The sequence below is a fragment of the Yersinia proxima genome (assembly GCF_902170785.1).
Classification (GTDB): domain Bacteria; phylum Pseudomonadota; class Gammaproteobacteria; order Enterobacterales; family Enterobacteriaceae; genus Yersinia; species Yersinia proxima.
The window spans coordinates 248,394-273,067 of sequence record NZ_CABHYG010000004.1 but is presented as its reverse complement, the minus strand read 5'-3'; the positions used below and the strand labels follow the sequence as shown (position 1 = coordinate 273,067).

Here is a 24,674-nt window from a genome sequence, read left to right as displayed (position 1 = left end):
TAAACCATAGCAAAATGCCCGTCAGGTTAGCTGGCGGGCATTTTGTGTTTACACGTCGGCTTGCGACTTCAACCAGGCTATCTCTTCAGCCCAGATATCCGGATTGACGGTTTCCAGAATCAGCGGAATATTATCGAAACGCGGATCGCGCATAATATAGCTGAATACGGTTTTGCCGATGTTCCCTTCACCCAGGCTGTGGTGGCGGTCAACACGGCTGTTAAAATCGCTTTTCGCATCATTAAGATGCATACCGCGCAGATATTCGAAACCGACAATATCCCCCAGCGCACCGAATGTGTGTTGGCAATCAGCTTCAGTACGCAAATCATAACCGGCGGCGAAAGCATGGCAGGTATCAATACAAACACCTACGCGGCTCTTATCTTCCACCCCATCAATGATGGCGGCCAGATGTTCAAATTTGAAACCGAGATTACTGCCCTGACCCGCGGTGTTTTCAATCACGGCGGTCACACCCTCAGTCGCATCCAACGCGATATTGATGGATTCTGCGATACGCGCCAGACACTTATCTTCATCAATTTGTAGTAAATGACTGCCGGGGTGGAAGTTCAGTAATGATAGCCCCAGTTGCTGGCAGCGCATCATTTCATCAATAAAGGCTTCACGAGACTTCTCAAGCGCCTCGGTGACCGGATGACCGAGGTTAATCAGATAGCTGTCATGAGGCAGAATTTGGGCCGAGGTATAACCGTATTGCTCACAAGCTTGCTTAAACTTTTCAATCACATCTTCCGCCAGTGGGGCGGCGCGCCATTGACGTTGATTCTTGGTAAACAGAGCAAAGGCAGTGGCCTCAAGTTCGTGCGCCCGAATCACAGCCTGATCGACTCCACCTGCTGCGCTGACATGTGCACCGACAAATTTCATTCCATTCTCCTTTGATAACCCAGCCATTATGGCATCGATAGCGGCGCGATTGAATGGGATAAACTGCGGGAAAAGAAAAGGGCCACCGAGGCAGCCCTTAAATAGTAATCAAATAGCGGGATACTGGCTTTACGCCGCAATATGCTGCACCAATAAGTTGATACCCGTACCGCCAATCAGCAACCAGGCAAATAGCATCAAAGCCAACAACAGCGGTTTGACCCCAGCCTGACGGATAGAACCCACATGGGTGGTTAGCCCCAGAGCCGCCATTGCCATCGCCAGCAAAATGGTGTCCAGTGTAATCAAGTGGCTAACCCAAGCTGCAGGCAGCAAATTCAGTGAGTTAAAACCGGCCATCAGGATAAATATCACCGCAAACCACGGAATAGTGATGGCACTTTTCTCACGTTTTTGACCACTGGTTTTCAGGCTGCTACGACCCAGATAAGCTGACAGTAATAGCAGGAAGGGCGCGAGCATCATGACGCGGATCATTTTGGTAATGACGGCGGCATTTTCAGCATCCGGGCCAATGGCATGACCGGCTGCGACGACTTGTGCCACTTCATGAATAGTCGAACCGGCAAAGATACCAAAGGTTTCCTGATCAAACGGCAGCCATTGGTAATGCAGATTCAACTGATATAGCCAAGGGTAAACAAAAATCGCCAGTGTCCCGAAAATCACCACTGTGGCGACGGCTACCGCCACTTTGCTGGCATCGGCTTTCAGCACCGGTTCGGTCGCCATAATGGCTGCAGCCCCACAGATACTGCTACCAGCACCAATTAACATCACGGTTTGCTGATCCAGACTAAATACGCGTTTACCCAGCCAGCAGGCCAATATAAAAGTTGAACTGAGGGTTAACAGGTCAATAATCATCCCGGTTGCCCCGACATCAGCCACTTGCTGGAAGGTCAGGCGGAAACCGTACAAAATAATCCCCAGCCGCAGTAAGTGCTGTTTAGCCAGTATCACCCCGTCAGAGCAGACCGGTTGTACCCAAGGGTACACCGTGTTGCCGACGACGATGCCGAATAAAATAGCCAGAGTTAGCGCCCCCAGCCCCATATCGATAAACCACGGCATGTCACCCACTTTAAGCGCTAACCCAGTAATCACACCGGTCAACACCAGACCCGGAATATAGCGAGTCAGAGTAAACAGCTGTGGACGGGAGAGTTCAGTTGTATGTGAAGTCGCCATGTTTATGTCCTGTGTCCTGTAAAGATTGGGTACAGTTTAACGGGTTTAGATATAATAGATAAATTCATTATATATTTATAATCAATCGATATAACTGATAAGCAAGGCGAGAAGCCTAAGCTCAGTGTGTTGAGAACGAACGACTGTTTGTTGGCGTGAAGATATTGAGTGGCATACTGATTATCTGATTGATTTTTAACGTGGTTATAAATGTTGCCGCAACTATTATTTATCGTCTGTTCTTTCGGGAAAATGAGAATAAATAACATTCTTACTGCTGAAATTCATCCCGGATAACCTCCAGATTTTACTCAAAGGTGTTAGTCTTATACGGTAATTGAGGCTATATAATCCTTTCGTCAGCAATTGCGTTAGTGACTAATATACCCTTCTTACTTGAAGTTGCTGCGCGGGCTATTCATTCGGGTCACTGACCTGAGTCAGCGCATCGGACTCGCTGGTCGCAACTCCAATTACTTTGGGTAAACGTTAGCTCTTCTCATCCAACAACTGACGAACAGAGTAATGATAGCGTCCTCCATTCTTTACTACAGAGACCGTTATGCACATAACCTTACGTCAACTTGAAGTCTTTACTGAGGTGCTAAAAAGCGGCTCTACGACCCAGGCATCGGTTGTGCTCGCGCTTTCACAATCGGCAGTCAGCGCTGCGTTGGCGGATTTGGAAGGGCAATTAGGAGTACAACTTTTTGATAGGGTTGGTAAGCGTTTAGTCACCAATGAACATGGGCGGTTGCTTTACCCAAAAGCACTCGCACTTCTCGATCAAGCAATTGAGATTGAACAGCTTTTCTTGCAAGATTTAGGCGCGTTGCGCATTGCTGCCAGTAGCACTATTGGCAATTATATGTTGCCGGGCATGATTGCTAAATACCGGCGCGATTTCCCCGGTACACCACTGGAGCTGAATATTGGCAACAGTCAGGATGTGATTGAAGCCGTGGCTGATTTTCGCGGCGACCTTGGCCTGATTGAAGGGCCGTGCCATATGCCAGAACTGATGACACAAGCCTGGCTGCGTGACGAGTTGGTGGTGTTTGCTGCGCCGGATAACCCGTTATGTCATAAAATTTTGACGTTAGAAGATCTTGCCGATGCCGCGTGGATCTTACGCGAACGAGGTTCAGGTACACGTGAAGTACTCGACCACTTATTACTGGCAAAATTGCCACATTTTAAATTGGTGATGGAGCTTGGGAATTCTGAAGCCATCAAACGGGCAGTGCGTTATGGCATGGGGATCAGTTGTTTGTCGCGCCGGGTGATTGCCGACCAAATTGCCAGCGGTGAACTGGTTGAGCTTAACATTCCTCTACCGCCACTTATCAGGACGTTATACCTGATTCATCATCGGCAAAAACATATCTCAAACGCTTTGCAGCGCTTCCTCAGTTATTGTCAGGAAGAGCCTTGAATCGGTGGTTTTCGGCAAAGCGTATTCACACCATGAGGTATAAAATTTTAAGTGTTTTACACTAAGGGAAAGGGAGAAGACGGCAAGAATACCCCGCTGATAGGGATTTATTCTGACAATTGAGCTTTTGCTAATAATTCGGCAGAGATCATGAAGGTATCTTATATCAGCGCATTGTTACTATCCGAGGCGGTGGGATTTGTTACAATCCCGCCTTATTTTTTAAGGGCGGATTAGGGTAAGAATGACTCAGCAAAATACTAAAATCCCGGTGCAGCAGGGGGCACAGCGTTTACGCCGTGAACTTAAATCACGGCATTTAGCCATGATTGCTATCGGCGGCTCTATCGGTACAGGTTTGTTTGTTGCCTCAGGCGCGACAGTTTCTCAAGCCGGCCCAGGTGGAGCATTACTCTCCTATGCATTGATTGGCTTGATGGTTTACTTCTTGATGACCAGTCTCGGTGAATTGGCGGCATTTATGCCGGTATCCGGTTCATTTTCGACTTACGGTTCAAAATATGTTGAGGAAGGCTTCGGCTTCGCCCTTGGCTGGAACTACTGGTACAACTGGGCGGTGACTATCGCTGTTGACCTGGTCGCGGCACAATTAGTGATGAATTACTGGTTTCCCGACACACCAGGCTGGATCTGGAGCGCGCTATTCCTTGCCCTGATGTTTTTACTGAACTACATATCAGTGAAAGGTTTTGGTGAAGCGGAATACTGGTTCTCACTGATTAAAGTGACCACAGTCATTATCTTCATCATTATTGGTGTAATGATGATTAGCGGCATCATGAAAGGCGGCGAAAGTGCGGGGTGGCACAACTGGACAATCGGTGATGCACCCTTTGCCGGAGGGTTCTCGGCGATGATTGGTGTGGCGATGATTGTCGGTTTCTCCTTCCAGGGAACTGAGCTGATTGGTATTGCTGCTGGTGAATCAAAAGACCCAGGCAAAAACATCCCTCGTGCGGTGCGCAAGGTATTCTGGCGTATTCTGCTGTTCTATATCTTCGCTATCCTGATTATCAGCCTGATCATTCCGTATACCGACCCAAGTCTGTTACGTAATGATGTTAAAGATATTAGCGTCAGCCCGTTCACCTTGGTGTTCCAGAATGCAGGTCTGCTGTCTGCGGCAGCGGTGATGAATGCGGTTATTCTGACCGCGGTATTGTCAGCCGGTAACTCAGGGATGTATGCCTCTACCCGTATGCTGTTTACTTTGGCTTCAGAAGGCAAGGCGCCGCGTATTTTTGCCAAACTGTCTCAGGGCGGGGTGCCGCGTAATGCGCTGTATGCCACCACTGTGGTTGCCGGTTTGTGCTTCTTAAGCTCGATGTTTGGTAATCAAACTGTCTATCTGTGGTTACTGAACACCTCAGGCATGACCGGCTTTATCGCCTGGTTGGGTATTGCTATCAGTCATTATCGTTTCCGCCGTGGCTATATGATGCAGGGCCGCGATTTGAACGATTTGCCATATCAGTCTGGTTTCTTCCCGCTGGGGCCAATCTTTGCCTTTGTCCTGTGTTTGATCATTACTTTGGGTCAAAACTATCAGGCATTCCTGCAAGATCGCATTGATTGGTATGGCGTGACCGCCACTTATATTGGTATTCCATTATTCCTGGTGATTTGGTTCGGCTATAAATTGAGCCGTGGCACCAAGGTTATCAAGTACAAAGATATGGAATTCCCGAAATGGCGTGATGAAAGTCATGATGAGCAAGACGCTAAAAAAACAGCACTGATTGCTGACTAACAAAATGACGCAATGATGGAAGGGCGATAATGTTATCGCCCTTTTTTGTTGCCTAAAAATGGTGTTAATTTGAGCGAAGTTAAGCAAATAATTTCGCTAACTTCGCTTCATTCCCTCGCTAACGTCATGGATAAAACACACCATACTCATTAAATAACATTATAAAATAATCATTTACAGATATTTATATCAAATCAGTTATAGCAATCTTATTGATAAGTATTATCGTTTGTTTTATTGTTAGCGGCATATTGAAAGTCGGTAACCGAAATAAATGAGTCTATCCACTGAATCCATGACAGAAACCTCTCACCAGATTGATGCCGATGTTATGGGGCGTTATAAGAACATTGTGCGTCATCGCCTGCTCATCATGGGCGTGCTGGTGCTGGCCATCTTCGGCTGCTTGCTACTGGATTTCACCATGGGGCCATCAGGCCTGACTTTGTCATCCTTGTGGCAGACGTTAATTGATCCGGCCAGTGCAAATGCAGGAACGCGGGTTATCGTTTGGGATATCCGTTTACCCTACGCCTTGATGGCGGTGGTGATTGGTTTATCACTTGGACTGGCGGGTGCAGAGATGCAAACCATCCTCAATAACCCTCTGGCCAGCCCCTTTACCCTTGGCGTATCTTCTGCTGCGGCCTTCGGTGCGGCACTGGCGATTGTCTCAGGAATTGGTATTCCAGGGGTGCCCGATCAATGGTTTATTTCGGTTAATGCCTTTATTTTTGCTCTGTTTGCCGCATTAATGCTCGACGGTATTACACGCTGGACGCGGGTGGCGACCTCCGGTGTGGTGCTATTTGGTATCGCGCTGGTGTTTACCTTTAATGCGCTGGTATCCATGATGCAGTTCATTGCCAGCGAAGATACGCTGCAAGGCTTAGTGTTCTGGACGATGGGCAGCCTGGCGCGGGCGTCATGGGCCAAACTGGGTATCATGCTGGCGGTGTTTGCCCTGATGCTACCGTTGTCGATGATGAGTTCGTGGAAGCTGACGGCATTGCGTTTAGGTGAAGATCGGGCTATTAGCTTTGGCATTGATGTTCGCCGCTTGCGGTTGGGGACATTGCTGCGCATCAGTATGCTATCGGCGCTGGCGGTGGCTTTTGTCGGCCCGATTGGTTTTATCGGACTAGTGGCCCCCCATATAGCGCGCATGATTTTTGGTGAAGATCACCGTTTCTATCTGCCAGCCAGTGCCCTGATTGGCGCTCTGGTGCTGTCCATGGCATCGATTGCGTCAAAAAACCTGATTCCAGGTGTCATCATTCCCGTCGGGATAGTCACTTCGCTGGTGGGCGTACCTTTCTTCCTCAGCATTATTTTGCGCCATAGGGGGAATGTATGACTTCTGGCTTACGTATTGAACATTTCAATGCGGGTTACCCGAAACGCCCGGTCATTCAGAATTTGACGGTGCCATTACTGCCACGAGGCAAAATCACCGTATTGCTCGGGCCGAATGGCAGCGGGAAGTCAACATTGTTACGTTCAATGGCTGGTTTGAACCGCGCCCAAGGGCAGTTATGGCTCGATAATAATGATCTGATGCAGATGCCGTTTGCACAACGAGCTGAGAAAGTGGTGTATTTGCCGCAATCATTACCGGCCGGTGTGCATCTCCATGTGTTGGAATCGATTATTGTGGCACAGCGTGCCTCCGGCGGGCGCAGCAATGCCAGTAGTGAAGCTGAGGTTATGGCTTTACTGGAACAACTCGGGATTGCTCATCTGGCACTCAGTTATCTGGATCAACTCTCTGGCGGTCAGAAGCAGTTGGTGGGTTTGGCGCAGTCACTTATTCGCCAGCCTTCTTTGTTATTGCTGGATGAGCCACTCAGTGCGCTGGATCTTAATTATCAATTCCATGTGATGGATTTGGTGCGTAAGGAAACCCGCAAACGCAATATTATTACCGTGGTAGTAGTGCATGATATCAATATAGCCTTGCGTCATGGTGACCATGTATTGATGCTGCAAAACGGTACGTTAATTGCTGATGGTTTACCGGGAGAGGTGATTACACCGCAAAGTTTGGCCAAAGTTTATGGTGTGAAAGGGCGTATTGAACGCTGTTCACAAGGCACCCCGCAGGTGCTAATTGATGGATTAGTCACGGAACCAACAATTTAATACCCTTAATACACTTGGGTATATTTATGCAGTAACAGGTTTTATAAAACAATAATTATGTATTAAGCAGAAATCGTTGGAAGCGCTATTTCTGCTTTGGTGAGCTATTGCCAATTTTTATAAAAATAATATTTATCACCTGCCCGTCAGGCGGTATCGCTACAGGCAAAAGAACCTGATGGAAAGGCTCTGAGTAAATTAATACCTCATGGAGAACGTGTAATGGCTAAGGCCTTTAGGAAATCTAATGCTGCGGCATTGGTAATAGCAACAATTATCTCATCTCAGGCATCTGCTGCTGAAACCACTACGACAGATACAATGGTGGTAACGGCATCTGGCTTCCAACAACGAATTCAAGATTCGGCTGCGTCTATTTCTGTGGTGACACGCGAACAAATCGAGAATAAAGCCTATACCGATATTACCGATGCGCTGAAAGATGTGCCGGGTGTGGTTGTTACCGGCGGCGGAAGCCATAGTGATATTAGTATTCGGGGTATGTCGGCGAAATACACCTTGATTCTGGTCGATGGCAAGCGAGTTGATACCCGTGGTACGCGGCCAAATAGCGACGGTTCAGGGATTGAACAGGGCTGGTTACCCCCATTGGCGGCCATTGAGCGCATTGAAGTAGTGCGTGGCCCGATGTCATCTTTATATGGTTCGGATGCCATGGGCGGGGTCATTAACGTTATTACCCGTAAAGTGGGCAAAGAGTGGCACGGCACCGTGCGTGCTGATGCGACTTTGCAGGAAGACTCTAACTCCGGCGATATTTATCAAACCAACGCCTATGCCTCTGGCCCATTAATTGACGGCTTATTGGGATTAAAAGTCAGCGGTCTGCTTTCTCATCGTAGCGAAGATAAAATTATAGATGGTTATAATGAGCAGCGCCTCAGAAACGGAGCGGCGACATTTACACTCACACCGGATGATAAAAACGAATTTGATTTTGATATTGGCCATTATGTGCAAGATAGAAATACCACCGCAGGGCGTTCAGTGGCGTTAAACGGTAAAAGCAGTGATGTGCAATATGACCGCAATAATTATGCGATTACCCATCACGGTTATTATGATTTCGGCAATTCCACCAGCTATGTTCAGCGCGATGAAACCCGCAATCCATCACGTGAAATGAAAAGTGTCGATAATATCTTTAATAGCCAAACTTCTTTCCTGTTTGATAGCCACACGTTAATTCTTGGCGGCCAATATCGTTATGAAGAATTATATGATGAAGGTAACCAGTTAGCCTCGGCCAGTGATCTGACCAAACTGACGCGTTGGAGCTGGGCATTGTTTGCTGAAGATGAATGGCAAATGACCAATGATTTCGCGCTAACCGGCGGCATCCGTATGGATCAGGATGAAAACTATGGTACTCACTGGACACCACGAATGTACGGTGTTTGGCATTTGTCCGAGCAATGGACATTAAAAGGTGGTGTCTCCGGTGGTTATCGCTCACCTGATTTACGTCAGGCGACAGATAATTGGGGCCAAATCACCGGCGGGAAAGGTGACCCGGCAATTATCGTCGGTAATTCCAACTTGAAACCGGAAAGAAGTATTAGTGAGGAAATTGGTGTTCTCTGGGATAACCAGGAAGGTATGAATGCGGGCGTGACGCTATTTAATACCGATTTTAAAGATAAAATTACCGAAGTTCGCCGCTGTACTGATACTACCGGTAACGCATCCGGCCAGTGCATGATTAATGGTAACAGCTATAAGTTTATCAGTGACCGTACCAACGTAGATAAAGCCATGACGCGCGGTGTGGAAGCGACTTTTGGTTGGGATATCAGCAAAGATTGGTCACTGACCTCTAACTATACGTTTACTCAATCTGAGCAAAAAAGTGGTCAGTTCTCTGGCCAGCCATTGAATCAGATGCCAAAACACATGTTGAACGGCACATTGAACTGGCAAGCCACTGAAGATCTGGCAACCTGGATTCGCGCCAACTATCGCGGTAAAACCTCCGAGTATCTTAATCGTACCAGTATGGGCACCACCACACCGTCTTATACGTTTGTGGATTTAGGCGCTAACTATCAGCTAACGAAAGAGTTTCGTCTGATGGGGGGAGTCTATAACCTGCTGGATAAGCGAGTGGATATCGAAGTGAACGATAAAGTTCTGGATGGTCGCCGTTATATGGTGGGTGCCAGCTACGATTTCTAATCTCCTTCGTACTTGAAGCCGCAGGGAGATCTGTTTTGCTCACAAACCCCAACGACTCGATCTTGCAAGGTGAGGGCAGGTAGAAGAGTAAAGCGTCCGCGCCAGGGAGGGCGCGGGTCGAGCCCCCAGGGAAGGGTTTACGGCGTCTTTACGATCTGCCTGTTTTCACCGATGCGGACACTTTGCCATTAACCTCAGGGGCGATCTGTTTTGCTCCCCCCTGTTTAATTAACTTAAACCAATATCAATCACTTTCTGGAAGGCGGCTCTATGAGTCAGGCCTTGATACCAGCGCTGTAAGTGCGGTAATTCCGGGCGCTCAATGGATAGATTGAACCAGGCATAAGCCAGACAGCCTAATGGAATATCGCCGATACCGAATTTATCGCCTGAAAGATAAGTTTGTTTGCTCAGGGCTTCATCTGCAATTGCCATTAGGGTATTCAACTGCTCAATACCCTGAGCAATTTTGGCTCTATCTTGTAACTCCGGCGCAGTTCGTACCAGCCCGATAAACACCGCTTTAAACGGTTCCACTACACTGGATGTCGCCCAATCCATCCATTTTTCAGCTGCCGCCCGCGGCTTTGCCTCTGGCAGATAAAGTGAACTGCCGCCATATTGCGCCGCGAGATAGCGCACAATAGTGTTAGATTCCCACAGAACAAAATCGCCATCTTGCAGGCAAGGGATCAAACCATTGGGGTTGAGTGAGCGATATAATGGGTCATTCAATTTGCCATATTGCCCGCCCACATCGATGCGCTCATAACTGACACCCAACTCTTCCAGACACCACAGCACTTTTTTGACATTGGTCGAATTATTCCGACCCCAGACCGTCAGCATATCAAACTCCCGTCTTGTTTAACGCCGTTGCCAATGATGGATATCCCAGTCATGTAGGATCGCCAAATCCACTAATTCAGTACCCGGATTGATCACCGCAGCACGATCAACATACTCCAACAATGGTTTGTCATTGATGGAATCACTGTAACCATAGGTGCGTTGGAAGTCTAACTGGGGCGATTCCGTAAGCCACTGTTTTAGCCGCTCAACTTTACCTTCGCGATAAGTCAGCGTGCCATAAGTCTTGCCGGTATAGCGGCTATTTTCTACCTCGACACCGATAGATAATGCCGCATTGGCCGAGAGTTGTTGTGCAATCGGCGTAACTAAATGCTCGCCGGTGGCTGAAATAATGACGATGTAATCACCACGATTACGGTGCCAGTTCATGAGCTTTCTGGCTTGCGGATACACGCGGGGTAAAATGTCGCGCTCAATAAAATGCTCAACCCAACCGGCAACTTCCACGGTGTGTTTGCCGATCAGCGGAGATAAGGTCGACTCCATATAACAAGACATCGACAGGCTCCCCTGATAATACTGCTTCATTAAATACTGCTCTTGCTCAGCCAGTTCCTGAGGGGCAAGTCCTTGATCAACCAGCCAGCGTAACCACAAGCCTGAGCTGTCATCACTTATCAGAGTTTCATCGAGATCAAACAGAGCCAAATCCATTAAGCCACCTCCAGATAGATAAAGCGGGTGAAGTGAAACTTAACCGTGTTGGTGCTGGACATTGGCAATTCCTCACCGGAATAACGGCTATCAATAGTTAACCTAATACTTTCCACCCCAATAGGAAAGCAAATCAGCGTAGCGGCCAAATAAGACAAAATAATGAAAGAAATAACATAGAACGGATTGATATTGGTGTGCCGCTGAGTTTCGGTGTTAATTATTTATATCGTTTAGATATAGATTGTTAAGTATCTAGTCGAGAACGCTCTTAAAACTGCGTCTTATGGTTAAAAACCAGATTGGTTTGCCGCTCAAACCAAATAGAGAGTGTTGTCGTCTGCCTACTTTCACCCCACAGCTCAGGAGCTAAATATGCTGATTATTCGTTTGTATGGTTGTCCAGTTTTCATTGGTTCTGAGCAAAAAAAGCAGCCCACTGAACATCCTGGAGTGAAAAATGAGTCACCAACACTTAAGCAGTCAATCGCCGGTTAATGCAGATACATTACCTTTATTGGATCTTTCATTGCTCAATGGCAGTGAAACTGAGCGTCAGACATTCTTAGACGCTTTACGTCATGCCGCGCGAGATATTGGCTTCTTTTATCTGACCGGACATGGCATTGACCCTGCGTTATTACAGCAAATACAAACTTTATCACGTGAATTTTTTGCTCTGCCTGATGAAGAGAAACTGGCGGTTGCCATGGTGCGCTCACCGCATTTTCGTGGCTACAACCGCGCGGCCTCAGAACTCACGCGTGGTCAACCAGATTGGCGTGAACAGTTTGATATCGGTGCTGAGCGTACGTCATTACCCCAAACACCCGGCACCCCGAGTTGGGCGCGGTTGCAAGGCCCCAACCAGTGGCCTGAAGCACTGCCCGAATTAAAACCGACCTTACTGCAATGGCAGCGCGAAATGACGGGCATGGCTTTGCGTTTACTGCGCGCCTTTGCTTTGTCATTGGATCTGGATGAAAACGCCTTTGATGAGTTGTATGGCGATAAGCCCAACGAACATATCAAGCTGATCCGCTATCCGGGAAGAGAAACCACGCAAAGCGGGCAGGGTGTTGGCGCGCATAAAGACTCAGGTTTCCTCAGCTTCTTATTGCAAGACCAGCAACGCGGTTTGCAGGTTGAAGTGGAAGAGGGGCGCTGGATTGATGCGGTGCCACGGCCGGATACCTTTGTGGTCAATATCGGTGAATTGCTGGAGTTGGCCAGTAATGGTTATCTGCGTGCCACGGTACATCGGGTCGAAACCCCACCGGCAGGGACTGACCGCTTATCCATTGCTTTTTTCCTCGGCGCCCGTCTGGATGCAGTGGTTCCGTTGTATCCATTAACCGCAGAACTGGCCGCAGAGGCCCGTGGCCCGGCGAGCGACCCCGATAATCCACTGTTCCGTGATGTGGGGCTTAATTATCTCAAAGGGCGTTTGCGCTCTCACCCGGATGTTGCCGCGAAATTCTATCCAGAAGTGGTTGCACCATCAGTAATATCGGCTACTGCCAGCACAATTTATTGATATTAAATTATAAAAACTTATTTTTGGGATGATTATCATGACTAAAACACGCATTTCTGGCTTGGTTCGCGCCGCAGTATTGACTGCTCTGACCTCTACTTTTACTTTATCGGCCCAGGCTGCCGAAGCCTTACGGGTGGCGGCCGATCCGGTTCCTCATGCAGAAATTCTGCAATTCGTGCAAAAGCTAGACCCGTCGTTGAACCTAAAAGTCATTGAAATCCCCAATGGCGTTAACTCGAATGAGCTGCTAGCGCATGGCGATGTGGACGCTAACTACTTCCAGCATGTTCCATACCTGCATTCTCAAGAGCAAGCGCTAGGGCAGAAGTTTGCCGTTGCTGCTACGGTCCATATTGAACCCTTGGGCGTCTATTCTCATAAACATAAAACCTTTGCTGATGTGCCAGATAAGGGCACTGTTGCCGTACCGAATAACGTCACTAACCTCAGCCGTGCGCTCTATTTATTACAAGATCAGGGATTGATAACCTTAAAACCGGGTTTTACCGATCCGGCTAAAAACCAGGCAACACCTAAGGATATTGCCAGCAATCCAAAACATCTGAAAATTCTTGAAATTGAATCACCGCAGATCCCTCGTTCTCTGGATGATGTTGATTTGGCAGTGATTAATGGTAACTATGCACTGGAAGCGGGTTTGAACCCGGCCAAAGATGCATTAGGGCTGGAGAAGGCTGCTGGTAACCCTTATGCCAATATTCTGGTAACCACACCTGCGTTGGAAAATGACCCGCGTATCAAGCAGTTGGCGAAAGACTTGCAGTCACCAGAAGTGGCGAAGTTTATCACTGAAAAATATGCCGGTTCTGTTATCCCGGTGGCAGGCATCAAATCATGATTAGCATCGAACGCCTGAGTAAAACCTACACGCAAGGGGGGCTGCCGATGGTGGCCCTGGAGGAGGTCTCACTGGAGATCCCGACCGGCTCGGTGTTCGGTATTATTGGCCGCAGCGGGGCGGGTAAAAGTACCTTAATCCGCTGCCTGAATTTACTGGAACGGCCCACTTCGGGCCGTATTCAAGTGGATGGCCGCGAGTTAACCACACTTTCTGATCGTGAATTACGTCTGCAACGGCAGAATATCGGCATGATCTTCCAGAATTTCCACTTACTCCATTCACGTAACGTATGGGACAACATCGCTGTTGGATTGGAAATTATTGGTATGCCGAAAGCACAACGCCAAACTCGCGTGGCAGATCTATTGGATTTAGTCGGATTGGGTGATAAAGCCCATGCTTTTCCCTCGCAGCTATCTGGGGGGCAAAAGCAGCGAGTCGGCATTGCCAGAGCGCTGGCGGCTAAGCCGTCCTATTTGTTATCTGATGAAGCCACCAGTGCGTTGGATCCTGAAACTACCGCTTCGATATTGGCGCTGCTCAGTGATATTAATCGCCAACTGGGGTTAACCATTGTGCTGATTACCCATGAGTTGGATGTCGTGAAATCCATCTGTGATACTGCTGCGTTACTGGAACGTGGGCGGGTGGTCGAAACCGGCGCGATAGCAGATTTACTCTCTTCACCTCACTCTCGTCTGGGGCGCTCATTGCTGCCTGCACGTGGCCCGGCATCCCTCTCCGGCGCGCCGGTGGCGGAACTGACTTTCTTTGATACCGTCTCGGCCTCGCCGGTACTCAGTGAATTGGCGCAACGTCATGCGGTCGGGGTCACTCTGCTCGGCGGCGGCGTCGAATCGATTGGTGGTCAACGGGTCGGGCGTTTACAAGTTGATTTCAGCCACCCAGACGGCGGGTTGAATTTAGCTGAAGTCTTACAATTTCTCAATGAGCGTGGTGTGAGGGCAGAACTGATATGAACAGTGGCATGAGTTGGCAGGATCTGCTGGAATTGGTCGCCAATGCGACCGGTGAAACTATCTATATGGTGGTGATCGCCACCTTTTTCACGATATTGATTGGCCTGCCATTGGGCGTCTTATTATTTGTTTCGCGCCCGAATGGGGTGCTACCTGCTCCCCGCGTGAATACATTGGTCGGCGCAATTGTGAATCTGGGACGCTCAATGCCTTTTGTGGTGTTGCTGATTGCGCTTATTCCCATTACTCGTTGGATTATCGGCACTACCTTAGGTAGCACAGCGGCTATTGTGCCTATCACACTTGGGGCGATTCCGTTTTTTGCCCGGGTCGTTGAGGCTGCGCTGGATGAAGTTGATAAGGGGCGAATTGAGGCCATTTTATCAATGGGCGGCTCCGCGCGGCATGTGGTGCAAAAAGTACTATTACCGGAAGCCTTACCGGCTTTGTTAGCTGGGGTTACCTTAACCGTGGTGATGCTGGTGGGGTTCTCTTCCATGGCCGGAGTTATTGGCGGCGGTGGTTTGGGCGATTTAGCTATTCGTTATGGTTATCAGCGGTTTAATAATGAAGTGATGGTCGCCACCTTAGTCATATTGGTGATTTTGGTGCAGGGGGTACAAAGTTTGGGTGATCGATGGGTTAGGTCATTAGCTCATCGGCGTTAAACTATATCTGTGTATTTAGGTAGGAATGTTCTCCATTCCTACCTTTTGGGTCTTATTGAATATTAGCCATTCAGCGCCTGTGCTAAGTCTGCAATCAAGTCTTCGGTATCTTCAATTCCCACGGATAAACGCAATAATTGCGGAGTGATGCCGTGTTTCAAGCGCGTTTCCAGTGGGATTGAGGCATGAGTCATGCTGTAGGGCTGGCTGATCAAACTTTCAACACCACCGAGGCTTTCGGCCAGCGTAAACAAATGTGAGCGCTTAATAACGGCGCGTGCAAACTCATCATCGCCTTTTAATCGTACCGAAATCATGCCGCCAAAACCGGCCATCTGTTTGGCTGCCAGTGCGTGTTGCGGGTGGCTTTTTAGCCCCGGGTAATACACATTCTCCACTTGCGGCTGCTGTTCAAGCCATTCGGCAATGCGCTGAGCGCTATCATTATGTCGCGCCATTCGTAAAGCCAAAGTTCGTAAACCGCGCAATGTCAGGAAGCTACTGAACGGGTCTAAAATCCCGCCGACTGCATTGTGTAAAAAGCCTAATTGTTCGGCCAATTCAGGGTTATTGCCTACCGCCGCGACACCCGCGACGACATCGGAGTGACCATTAAGGTATTTGGTGGCTGAATGCACCACAATATCAAATCCTAAATCCAGTGGGCGCTGAATATACGGGGAGGCAAAGGTGTTGTCTGCCACACTAATCAATTGATGTTTCTTGGCAATAGCAGCAATCGCCGTCAGATCCGCCAATTTTAACAATGGGTTAGTTGGCGTCTCCACCCAGATCATTTTGGTGTCAGGTAAAATGGCCTGTTCCAAGGCTGCGGTATCCGCAGGTGAGACATAAGTGACTCGCAAGCCGGCGGTGCGGCTGCGTACTTTCTCCAGCAGACGGTAGGTTCCGCCATATAAATCATCGACGGCAATGATATGGCTACCTTGATCCAGTAGTTCCAGAACGGTCGAGCAGGCAGCTAAGCCAGAAGCAAAAGCATAACCACGAATGCCGCCTTCCAATTCTGCAATCGCTTTTTCCAGTGCGGTACGTGTTGGGTTACCACTGCGGGAATATTCATACCCGGTATGTTCGCCGGGGGCCGGTTGTGCGAAAGTGGATGTCGCGTAAATCGCGGGCATCACTGCACCGGTGCTGTCTGGAGTATAACCGGCATGGACGGTTAGGGTATCGAACTTTGCCATGATAAAAATCCTTAATAAGAGAAGATTAAGCCAGCTTTTGACGCCAGGTATTCAAAACATCGGTACGGGTAATCAGGCCGAGGAATCGCTCTCCATCCAGCACCACCGCCACATGACCATCATTAAAGGTCGCCAGTAAAGAGCGGTAATCGGCCTCTTTTTGTAATGTGTTGACCTGACGAGTCATCGCGCGACTGACAGGGTGTTTGAAATGAGAAGCATCGGCTTGCACCGCGTTCAGCAAGTCCCATTCGTCGATTAATCCAACCACCTTTTCGCCGTCTAATACCGGTAATTGGGAAATGTCGTACAGGCGCATGCGGGCATGAGCGACGGCTAAGGTATCTTCTGGCGAGACAGAAATAGTCGCGCCATCCTCATGGCTATATGTGATGTAATCACGCAAATCGCCCAGTTGAGGTTTGCTCAGTAGCCCCTGTTCCAGTAGCCAGTAGTCATTGAACATTTTGGACAGATACTTATTGCCGCTGTCGCAGACAAAGGTCACCACTCGCTTGGCAGTGGTTTGTTCACGGCAATAGCGCAATGCGGCGGCCAGCAAGGTGCCGGTTGAGGAACCTGCCAGTACACCTTCTTCGCGTAGTAAAGTTCGTGCTGTGCTGAATGCTTCAGCATCATCAATGCTGTAGGATTTTTTCACTTGCGAGAAGTTACTCAGTGGCGGGATAAAGTCCTCGCCAATCCCTTCGACCAGCCAACTACCGGCATCGCCAATATGGTCACTGTCAACGAAATCCGCCAAAATGGAACCGGACGGATCGGCCAGCACAAATTCAGTTGTCGGTGAAACGTCAGCGAAATAGTCACTCAGTCCACTCAGCGTACCGCTGGAACCTACGCCCACCACGATGGCATCGATTTGTTCACCCATCTGCTGCCACAGTTCCGGGCCGGTTGAGGTACGGTGAGCTGCGGGGTTGGCCGGGTTATTGAACTGATCAATATAGAAAGAACCCGGTGTCTCCTGTGCCAACCGCAGAGCATAGTCCTGATAATAAGCCGGATGGCCTTTACCCACATCAGAGCGGGTTAGCAGCACGTGCGCGCCTAATGCACGCAGATGGAAAATCTTCTCCTGGCTCATTTTATCCGGCACCACCAGTATCAGCTTATAGCCTTTGAGTGCGGCAACCAGCGCCAACCCAAGGCCGGTATTCCCTGCGGTGGCTTCAATAATGGTGCCGCCGGGTTGCAATAAGCCTTCTTTTTCTGCCTGTTCAATCATGGAGAGCGCGACGCGGTCTTTAATCGAGCCCCCAGGATTTTGGTTTTCCAGCTTCACGAATAATTGGCATGGGCCGGTATCAAAGCGGGTCAGTTCCAAAAGAGGGGTGTGGCCGATAAGATCAAGCACCGAGCGTGGGATAGCCATTATTGACTCCAGTGAAAATTGAGTTAACCGAATGAGTTCTGTTAACTATCTACAACTGGATAGTAGCGCTAGCAGCTTAGGCACTAAAAATAACAAATAACCCGCCCTTATTCCTTTTGGTAATATATTTGTGTTTTTTTAGATGTTTAGGTGCTTAGGTGTAAGGATGTTCAGACAGGTAGATGGTTAGCCGTATAGACATCAGTATTGTGTGGAAACAGTCTCTTTACAAAACAAAACGTAAAACTATGCCCAATTGATGCGGCAATGGGATAAATTTAGAAAGGTACTAATTTGTGGCTAAGCTAATATTTCAGTACCAGTGAAAAAACGTTACTTTTTCGCTAATTGGACAGTGGTTTTTTCTGGGAATACCACTTACTTCCGATTATTTGCAAGGATACTCTGGCGACCTCATGATGAAATATATTCCCCCGTTCAAGCTAAAAAAGCTGACTTTCAGTGCTGGTTTATTGCTCTTGGCACTGCCTTATGCCCATGCGGCTGACTCTCCTGCGGCTCCTGCGATAGACGCCAAAGCCTATGTGTTGATGGATTACAACAGTGGAAAAGTGCTGGCAGAAGGGAACAGTGACCAACGCCTTGATCCGGCCAGCCTGACAAAAATCATGTCCAGTTATGTGATTGGACAGGCAATTAAAGCCGGTAAAGTGCATCCGGACGATTTAGTGACGGTCGGTAAAGATGCCTGGGCCACCGGTAACCCGGCACTGCGCGGCTCCTCATTGATGTTTTTGAAACCGGGCGATCAAGTGAAATTGTCCGACTTGAATAAAGGTATTGTGATCCAGTCTGGTAATGATGCCAGTATCGCGTTGGCGGATTATATTGCTGGTAGTCAGGACAGTTTTGTTGGCTTGATGAATAATTACGCCAAAGCGCTCGGCCTCAATAACACCAATTTCATGACGGTGCATGGCCTTGATGCTCCTGGTCAGTACAGTACCGCACATGATATGGCCGTATTGGGGCAGGCGCTGATCCGTGATGTTCCTGATGAATATGCATTGCATAAAGAGAAAGAATTTACCTTTAATAAAATCCGCCAGATTAACCGTAACCGATTGTTATGGAGCACTAATCTCAATGTGGATGGCATGAAAACCGGCTTTACCGCAGGTGCAGGGCATAATCTGGTGGCCTCTGCGACTGACGGGCCGATGCGTTTGATCTCTGTTGTGTTAGGCGCACCCAGTGACAGAGTTCGTTTCAGTGAAAGTGAGAAGTTGCTGACCTGGGGATTCCGCTTCTATGAAACGGTGGTGCCGATTAAGGCCACCAAGCCTTTTGTGACACAAAAAGTGTGGTTTGGTGATACAGGGCAAGCTGAACTGGGTGTGGCAGAGGATGCTGCTATTACTATCCCGAAAGGGCAAATGAAGAATTTGAAAGCCAGTTATAAGTTAAATGAGACTGAGTTACGTGCTCCGCTGGCGAAACATCAGGTGGTCGGGACTATTGATTTTCAACTGAATGGGCAAACCATTGATCAGCGCCCATTAGTGGTATTAAACGAAGTCAAAGAAGGCGGGTTCTTCAGCCGCATCTGGGACTTTTTAATGATGAAAATTAGCCAGTTATTTAGCTAGATTAAAGCAACAAAAAACTGCTGATAAAATCCGATGACTCGATATTGAACGGTGAGAATAGGCAGAAGAGTAAAGCGTCCGCGCCAGGGAGGGCGCGGGTCGAGCCTACATGGACGTATTGATGGCGTCTTTACGATCTGCCTGTTTTCACCGCTTGTATCTACGGCCGTTTTGCCATTGATCTCAAAAGGGCTACTTCACCGTAGCCCTTTTATCATCTGATTACTGATAAAACTCAGTTACAGGCAACAATTTTAATTGCCAGACCACCACGGGAGGTTTCACGATATTTTGAGTTCATATCTTTGCCGGTTTCGTACATCGTTTCGATGACTTTATCCAGACAGACACTTGGCTCACTGGTGCGACGCAATGCCATCCGTGCTGAGTTGACCGCTTGCACCGCAGAAATGGCGTTGCGTTCAATGCATGGCACCTGAACCTGGCCGGCTACCGGATCACAGGTCAGCCCCAGATTATGTTCCATGGCGATTTCAGCTGCGATGCAAACCTGGGCAGGGCTACCGCCCATCAACTCCGCCAGACCAGCGGCGGCCATTGAACAAGCTACACCCACTTCCCCCTGGCAACCCACTTCAGCGCCGGAAATAGATGCGTTCATTTTATATAGCGCACCAATAACACCTGCCACGAGGAAATAGCGACTATATGAGTTCTCATTCACTGGGCGAATGAATTTGTCATAGTAAGCCAGTACCGCAGGGATGATACCGCAAGCCCCGTTGGTTGGTGCCGTGACCACGCGGCCACCCGCAGCATTTTCTTCATTGACAGCCAGGGCATACATATTGATCCAATCGACAACCATCATCGGATCAGCATTATGCTTATCGGTAGTCACCAGCATACGGCGTAATGCAGCAGCGCGGCGCGGGACTTTCATCGGGCCGGGCAATAGGCCTTCAGTATTAATACCGCGATCAATACCGGCGCGCATCACATCCCAAATCGCTGCAAAGTGGGCGCTTATCTCGGCTTTACTGTGTAAAGCCAGCTCATTTTGCATCACTAAGCCAGATAAAGATAAACCGGTATCTTTACAGTGCTTTTGTAAGTCACGCGCAGAATTGAACGGATAGGGCACTGAAACAGCATGGCTATCCTGTTGATTAAACTGAGCTTCATCGACAATAAATCCGCCACCGATGGAGTAGTAAGTTTTGCTGAAAATACATTCATCACCCGCATGTGCGCTGATTGACATGCCATTTTCATGCAGCGGCAAATTGGTTTCATGGAAATTCATCCCACCATTTGCCAGGAAATCGACTTCATGGTTACCATTCGCCAGCAGCAAACGTTCCCGTGCGGCTACGTCACGGATAAAACCAGGGATGGCATCGATATCAACAGTATCAGGCAGATTCCCCGCCAGACCCATAATGATGGCGATATCGGTATGGTGACCTTTGCCGGTGAGAGACAAAGAACCGTAAACATCAACAGTGACTCGGGTGACGGCAGAAAGATGCCCCAGTGCGATTAAATCATCGGTAAACAGCTTACCAGCCTTCATCGGGCCGACGGTATGAGAGCTGGAAGGACCAATACCAATCTTGAAAATGTCAAAAACGCTGACCATATTATTCGCCTCCTTCATGTAAAGGCGTTAATTATTAAAATGCTTATACCCGTCATACTTCAGTTGTATGTGCGTTGGCTGCTTTCCTGCAACTCGAATTATTTAGGGTATACATTGCCGTGGGAGAAAGAGCCGGCGCGGACGCACCGGCTTTTGAAACGATTATCAGTTGATGCTAATGAGCTGGCCGTGGAGGTTAGCCAGCTTCAGAATCATTTACCGAACAGGCTGAACAAGATTGCTGAGATAGCAATAAGACCCATGATGACCACGAATACGTTACTGATTTTGCCACTGTATTTACGCATCGCTGGAACTTTATGGATGGCGTACATTGGCATCAGGAACAGTAACATCGCGATGATTGGGCCACCCAGAGTTTCGATCATGCCCAGAATACTTGGGTTCATGGTTGCTACGATCCAGGTGGTAACCAGCATGAACAGTGCAGTAATACGGTTCAGTTTGTCATGATTGATCTCTTTGCCTTTGCTGCGCAGAGATTTGATCATCATGCCATTGAAGCCTTCACGTGCGCCCAGATAGTGGCCCAGGAAAGATTTAGTGATAGCGATAAAGGCAATAACCGGTGCCATGTAGGCAATCATTGGGGTATTAAAGTGGTTAGCCAGGTAAGACAGAATGGAGATATTCTGGCTTTTCGCTTCTGCCAGGTCAGCAGGGGACAGGCTCAGCACGCAGCTGAAGACGAAGAACATCACGGTAACAACCATCATGATGTGCGCGAAAGCTAAAATGCGCGAGCATTTTTTCTCAGCATCAACACCATATTCTTCACGTTTTGCTACCGCAAAGGCAGAGATGATTGGGGAGTGGTTGAATGAGAACACCATCACCGGAATCACCAGCCACAGTGTCATCCACAGACCACTACCGGTGCCATTGCCATCCATAGAGACGTGTTCGAAGATAGCACCTGACCAGTTAGGGATCAGGTAAACTGCCAGCAGCATCAATACTGCGACAAATGGGAACACCAGAATACTCATTGCTTTCACAATGGCATGTTCACCAAAACGCACGATAGTCATCAGGCCGATAATAAGGATCAGTGACAGGATGGCACGTGGCGGGGATGGCAGATGCATCTGGTGAGTAATAAAGCTGTCCACGGTGTTGGTAATCGCCACACTGTAAACCAACAAAATTGGGTAGATAGCGAAGAAGTAAAGCAGGGTAATCAGTTTACCTGCGCCTTTACCAAAATGCTCTTCAACCACTTCAGTGATATCTTCTCCCGGATTTTTACCAGACAGCACAAAACGGCACAAGCCACGGTGTGCATAAAAGGTCATCGGGAAAGCAATAATAGCCATGACGATAAGAGGCAGAAGGCCGCCGATACCCGCATTGATTGGCAGGAACAATACACCTGCGCCGATTGCTGTACCGTACAAACCCAACATCCACATGGTGTCACTTTTACGCCATGTACTTGATGAAGTTTTTCCCGAGGAGGCAATAGTGCCCGTTTGAGTAGTGTCCATGAAAAATCTCCAATGTGAACACGTTAATTTAAAATTAAGAGCCGAAAGTTAAGTACCTGTAATGCCTTATTTAGCGACTTTATCAGGCGAAAAATTCAGTCAAAACGATTTGTTTAAAATTGGTGCCCTGGTTATTACTTTGGTGTCGTGGTTGTGATTTATACCTAAACGTTAAAGTGCAAAATTTAACCGATGTTGTGAGGGTGAATTCGCTTTATCGGATATTTTTGTTGTTCAGTAAAGAACAGTAGTTTTTGCTGGCGGCAAGATAGCGATTTGTAGTGAAAACTACCGTGATCATGCTCGCAAATGCTCAATAAACTCGACTTCCATGACTTGTTGCGAATTTACAACTTATTGTTATGTGAATGTTTATAATCCATCAATAAGTACAGTAAAAAACACTCTTTTCTTACTGAACAATAAATAAACAATTTATTTTTTATCCCTCACTCTCTTGGTGGGCAATATATTTTAACCCGGCTTACGAATCTAGTAGAAATCGATTTTTTCACTGATTTGTTGATGAATGTCATTAAAGCAAAGAAAATGACTTTGTTTAACTTGTTGATATACATGTTTATTTTATATTTCACCTCTAATGGGAAATAGTATCTGAAAATGGCAGTGATATAAGCAGTGAAATAAGAGAATTCCAATGAGAGTGCTGATGAACAAGAATAAGTCAGCGAGTGATTATTGGCACTCTATGGTTTATTTGTCATATGAAAATGGGTAATCAGTAATTGTCAGACAATAAACTAACGCTATTCCTTTAATTGAATACATTAAATGAACTCTGAATGTTAAATTAATTTAACTTAAACCTTAATATCAGCGGATATTAATCACATAATGAAATAGTGTTTTAAAATTCTTATCAACTAACATATTGCTTAGCCACAAATAAAATATGGTTATTTGAAGTAAGACTATTTTGCTTAAATATAATCCGTTTTCATCTGATAATTCAGTGACGGCGTTATCTCGAGGCATTTGGTGAACTAGGATTTTTGCTATGTAATCAACGGCGTCAGGCATTATGGATAACATCAAAGAGAGGGATGTCTATCGAACAGCAAGATGTGGTGCGCGCATCTTGCCCGTTATCCGTATCTATACTCGTTATACTGTAAGCTGCATGTGCGTTGGCTACGTTCAATTACCCGAATCACTTACACGAGAGTAAGCTCATCGGGGTTCTCTCTCTTGCCGCCTTCCTGCAACTCGAATTATGTAGAGTATATAAGGGGGAAAAGAACCTAACAGTAGGTTTTGATATTGTGCTGTAAAAAGAATTGGCTGAATTCGCTATCTGGTTTACGGTTGGTCACAATAGCATCAAAAAGTGTTAGCGCCCCGATACTGGCGGGTTTTATTTTGCCAAACTTGCTGTGGTCAGCCACTAGAATTTTATGCTGAGATTTGGCAATGGCACGGTGTTTCAACAAAATCTCATCAAAGTTGAAACAGGTAGCACCATACTCAATAGAAACCCCTGCAGCAGAGATAAATGCTTTGTTTGGGCAAGCATTATCCAGCTCATTATGTTGGCTGATAGGGGTGAAAATGTAGTTGTTGGGTTTGAATTCGCCCCCGCACAAAATAACTTTGCAATTGGGTTTGTCTTGTAAAGACAGAAAGGTATTGAGGGAGTAGCAGATGGCAGTAAATGACAGTTCTTCATCTATCTCATCGATTATTGAAGGAATTGTGGTGCCGCAGTCAAAAAAAACGGTGTCATTTTCCGCAATAAGGCGCGCCGCTAACTGACCAATTAGGCGCTTTTCTTCCACTTGCTTGGCTTGTTGGTCGGACACAAAATAGTTATTGGCATTGTTGCTTTTGGGGTCCATCACTACATAACCGCCAAGCAAAATGACGGAAGTAGGTTCGGCACTCAGATCTCGCCGAATGGTCATTTCAGAAACCCGCAATAGATTGGCTGCGTCTTTTAGATGGATTTTGTCAGAACGCTTAAGGGCCTGAGTAAGTTTATTGATACGTTCTGCACGGCGAGTTTCCATAAGCTATCCCTGACGAGTTATTTTTAACACCATGAACCGTAAAATAAAAAACGTAAAAAAAGAGTGCAAACAGTACATGGAATAAGTAAGCCCGGCAA

At 47.6% G+C, this 24,674-nt stretch carries 19 protein-coding genes; 10 read left to right on the top strand and 9 right to left on the bottom strand.

Annotation, left to right across the window (positions count from 1 at the left end; genetic code table 11):
- Nucleotides 1-48: 48 nt before the first annotated feature.
- Both nfo and FTB31_RS03225 read right to left on the bottom strand, forming a co-directional pair.
- Nucleotides 49-894 carry a deoxyribonuclease IV gene (gene nfo, locus FTB31_RS03230; protein ID WP_077173872.1) on the bottom strand — a complete coding sequence of 282 codons (846 nt, stop codon included), beginning with the start codon at nucleotides 892-894 and terminating at the stop codon, nucleotides 49-51.
- Between the two features lie 129 nt (nucleotides 895-1,023).
- Complete coding sequence (locus FTB31_RS03225; RefSeq protein WP_139343709.1) at nucleotides 1,024-2,106, bottom strand: YeiH family putative sulfate export transporter; 1,083 nt, start codon at nucleotides 2,104-2,106, stop codon at nucleotides 1,024-1,026.
- Between the two features lie 562 nt (nucleotides 2,107-2,668).
- On the opposite strand from FTB31_RS03225, the gene yieE reads away from it, so the two are divergent.
- The 5 genes from yieE to yuiR all read left to right on the top strand — a co-directional run bounded on the left by yieE (nucleotide 2,669) and on the right by yuiR (nucleotide 9,650).
- The gene (yieE, locus tag FTB31_RS03220; RefSeq protein WP_050077848.1) at nucleotides 2,669-3,541 is read left to right on the top strand and encodes a DNA-binding transcriptional regulator YeiE; all 873 of its coding nucleotides are present in this window, start codon (nucleotides 2,669-2,671) and stop codon (nucleotides 3,539-3,541) included.
- Between the two features lie 244 nt (nucleotides 3,542-3,785).
- The gene (locus tag FTB31_RS03215; protein WP_050077847.1) at nucleotides 3,786-5,312 is read left to right on the top strand and encodes an amino acid permease; all 1,527 of its coding nucleotides are present in this window, start codon (nucleotides 3,786-3,788) and stop codon (nucleotides 5,310-5,312) included.
- A gap of 274 nt (nucleotides 5,313-5,586) precedes the next feature.
- Nucleotides 5,587-6,669, top strand: a complete 1,083-nt coding sequence (locus FTB31_RS03210) for a FecCD family ABC transporter permease (RefSeq protein WP_050077845.1) — start codon at nucleotides 5,587-5,589, stop codon at nucleotides 6,667-6,669.
- Nucleotides 6,666-7,454, top strand: a complete 789-nt coding sequence (locus tag FTB31_RS03205; RefSeq protein WP_050077844.1) for an ABC transporter ATP-binding protein — start codon at nucleotides 6,666-6,668, stop codon at nucleotides 7,452-7,454. Before FTB31_RS03210 ends, FTB31_RS03205 begins: the two co-directional genes overlap by 4 nt.
- 222 nt (nucleotides 7,455-7,676) lie before the next feature.
- Complete coding sequence (gene yuiR / locus FTB31_RS03200) at nucleotides 7,677-9,650, top strand: colicin FY TonB-dependent receptor YuiR (protein ID WP_050077843.1); 1,974 nt, start codon at nucleotides 7,677-7,679, stop codon at nucleotides 9,648-9,650.
- A 228-nt stretch (nucleotides 9,651-9,878) separates the two neighbouring features.
- On the opposite strand, the gene FTB31_RS03195 is transcribed toward yuiR, so the two are convergent.
- Both FTB31_RS03195 and FTB31_RS03190 read right to left on the bottom strand, forming a co-directional pair.
- The gene (locus FTB31_RS03195) at nucleotides 9,879-10,499 is read right to left on the bottom strand and encodes a glutathione S-transferase family protein (RefSeq protein ID WP_227720033.1); all 621 of its coding nucleotides are present in this window, start codon (nucleotides 10,497-10,499) and stop codon (nucleotides 9,879-9,881) included.
- 18 nt (nucleotides 10,500-10,517) lie between these two features.
- A complete protein-coding gene (locus FTB31_RS03190) occupies nucleotides 10,518-11,177 on the bottom strand; it encodes an HAD family hydrolase (protein WP_050077840.1) in 660 nt (219 codons plus the stop codon).
- A gap of 460 nt (nucleotides 11,178-11,637) precedes the next feature.
- Between FTB31_RS03190 and FTB31_RS03185 the strand changes: the two genes are divergently transcribed.
- From FTB31_RS03185 to FTB31_RS03170, 4 genes are read left to right on the top strand one after another with little or no spacing between them, the layout of a single operon-like run.
- Nucleotides 11,638-12,714 carry an isopenicillin N synthase family dioxygenase gene (locus FTB31_RS03185; protein ID WP_227731091.1) on the top strand — a complete coding sequence of 359 codons (1,077 nt, stop codon included), beginning with the start codon at nucleotides 11,638-11,640 and terminating at the stop codon, nucleotides 12,712-12,714.
- A gap of 37 nt (nucleotides 12,715-12,751) precedes the next feature.
- Nucleotides 12,752-13,576 carry a MetQ/NlpA family ABC transporter substrate-binding protein gene (locus tag FTB31_RS03180; protein ID WP_005171322.1) on the top strand — a complete coding sequence of 275 codons (825 nt, stop codon included), beginning with the start codon at nucleotides 12,752-12,754 and terminating at the stop codon, nucleotides 13,574-13,576.
- Nucleotides 13,573-14,559: a methionine ABC transporter ATP-binding protein gene (locus FTB31_RS03175; protein ID WP_005171320.1), complete on the top strand. Its 987-nt coding sequence runs from the start codon at nucleotides 13,573-13,575 to the stop codon at nucleotides 14,557-14,559. The genes FTB31_RS03180 and FTB31_RS03175 overlap by 4 nt, the downstream gene beginning before the upstream one ends.
- Nucleotides 14,556-15,227, top strand: a complete 672-nt coding sequence (locus FTB31_RS03170; protein ID WP_019079923.1) for a methionine ABC transporter permease — start codon at nucleotides 14,556-14,558, stop codon at nucleotides 15,225-15,227. The genes FTB31_RS03175 and FTB31_RS03170 overlap by 4 nt, the downstream gene beginning before the upstream one ends.
- 62 nt (nucleotides 15,228-15,289) lie before the next feature.
- Here FTB31_RS03170 and FTB31_RS03165 read toward each other — a convergent pair whose 3' ends face one another.
- Both FTB31_RS03165 and FTB31_RS03160 read right to left on the bottom strand, forming a co-directional pair.
- A complete protein-coding gene (locus FTB31_RS03165) occupies nucleotides 15,290-16,435 on the bottom strand; it encodes a trans-sulfuration enzyme family protein (RefSeq protein ID WP_050077835.1) in 1,146 nt (381 codons plus the stop codon).
- Between the two features lie 25 nt (nucleotides 16,436-16,460).
- Nucleotides 16,461-17,828 carry a pyridoxal-phosphate dependent enzyme gene (locus tag FTB31_RS03160; protein WP_077173876.1) on the bottom strand — a complete coding sequence of 456 codons (1,368 nt, stop codon included), beginning with the start codon at nucleotides 17,826-17,828 and terminating at the stop codon, nucleotides 16,461-16,463.
- A 416-nt stretch (nucleotides 17,829-18,244) separates the two neighbouring features.
- Here FTB31_RS03160 and FTB31_RS03155 point away from each other — a divergent pair, with 416 nt between their 5' ends.
- Nucleotides 18,245-19,438, top strand: coding sequence for a serine hydrolase (locus tag FTB31_RS03155; protein WP_050077832.1), 1,194 nt, complete (start codon nucleotides 18,245-18,247; stop codon nucleotides 19,436-19,438).
- Between the two features lie 235 nt (nucleotides 19,439-19,673).
- Here FTB31_RS03155 and FTB31_RS03150 read toward each other — a convergent pair whose 3' ends face one another.
- From FTB31_RS03150 to deoR, 3 genes are all read right to left on the bottom strand, one after another.
- The gene (locus tag FTB31_RS03150) at nucleotides 19,674-21,041 is read right to left on the bottom strand and encodes an L-serine ammonia-lyase (protein WP_050077831.1); all 1,368 of its coding nucleotides are present in this window, start codon (nucleotides 21,039-21,041) and stop codon (nucleotides 19,674-19,676) included.
- A 212-nt stretch (nucleotides 21,042-21,253) separates the two neighbouring features.
- Nucleotides 21,254-22,549, bottom strand: a complete 1,296-nt coding sequence (locus FTB31_RS03145; protein WP_050077830.1) for an HAAAP family serine/threonine permease — start codon at nucleotides 22,547-22,549, stop codon at nucleotides 21,254-21,256.
- Between the two features lie 1,262 nt (nucleotides 22,550-23,811).
- Entirely contained in the window at nucleotides 23,812-24,576 is a 765-nt protein-coding gene (gene deoR, locus FTB31_RS03140; protein ID WP_050077829.1) for a DNA-binding transcriptional repressor DeoR, read from the bottom strand.
- Between the last annotated feature and the right edge of the window lie 98 nt (nucleotides 24,577-24,674).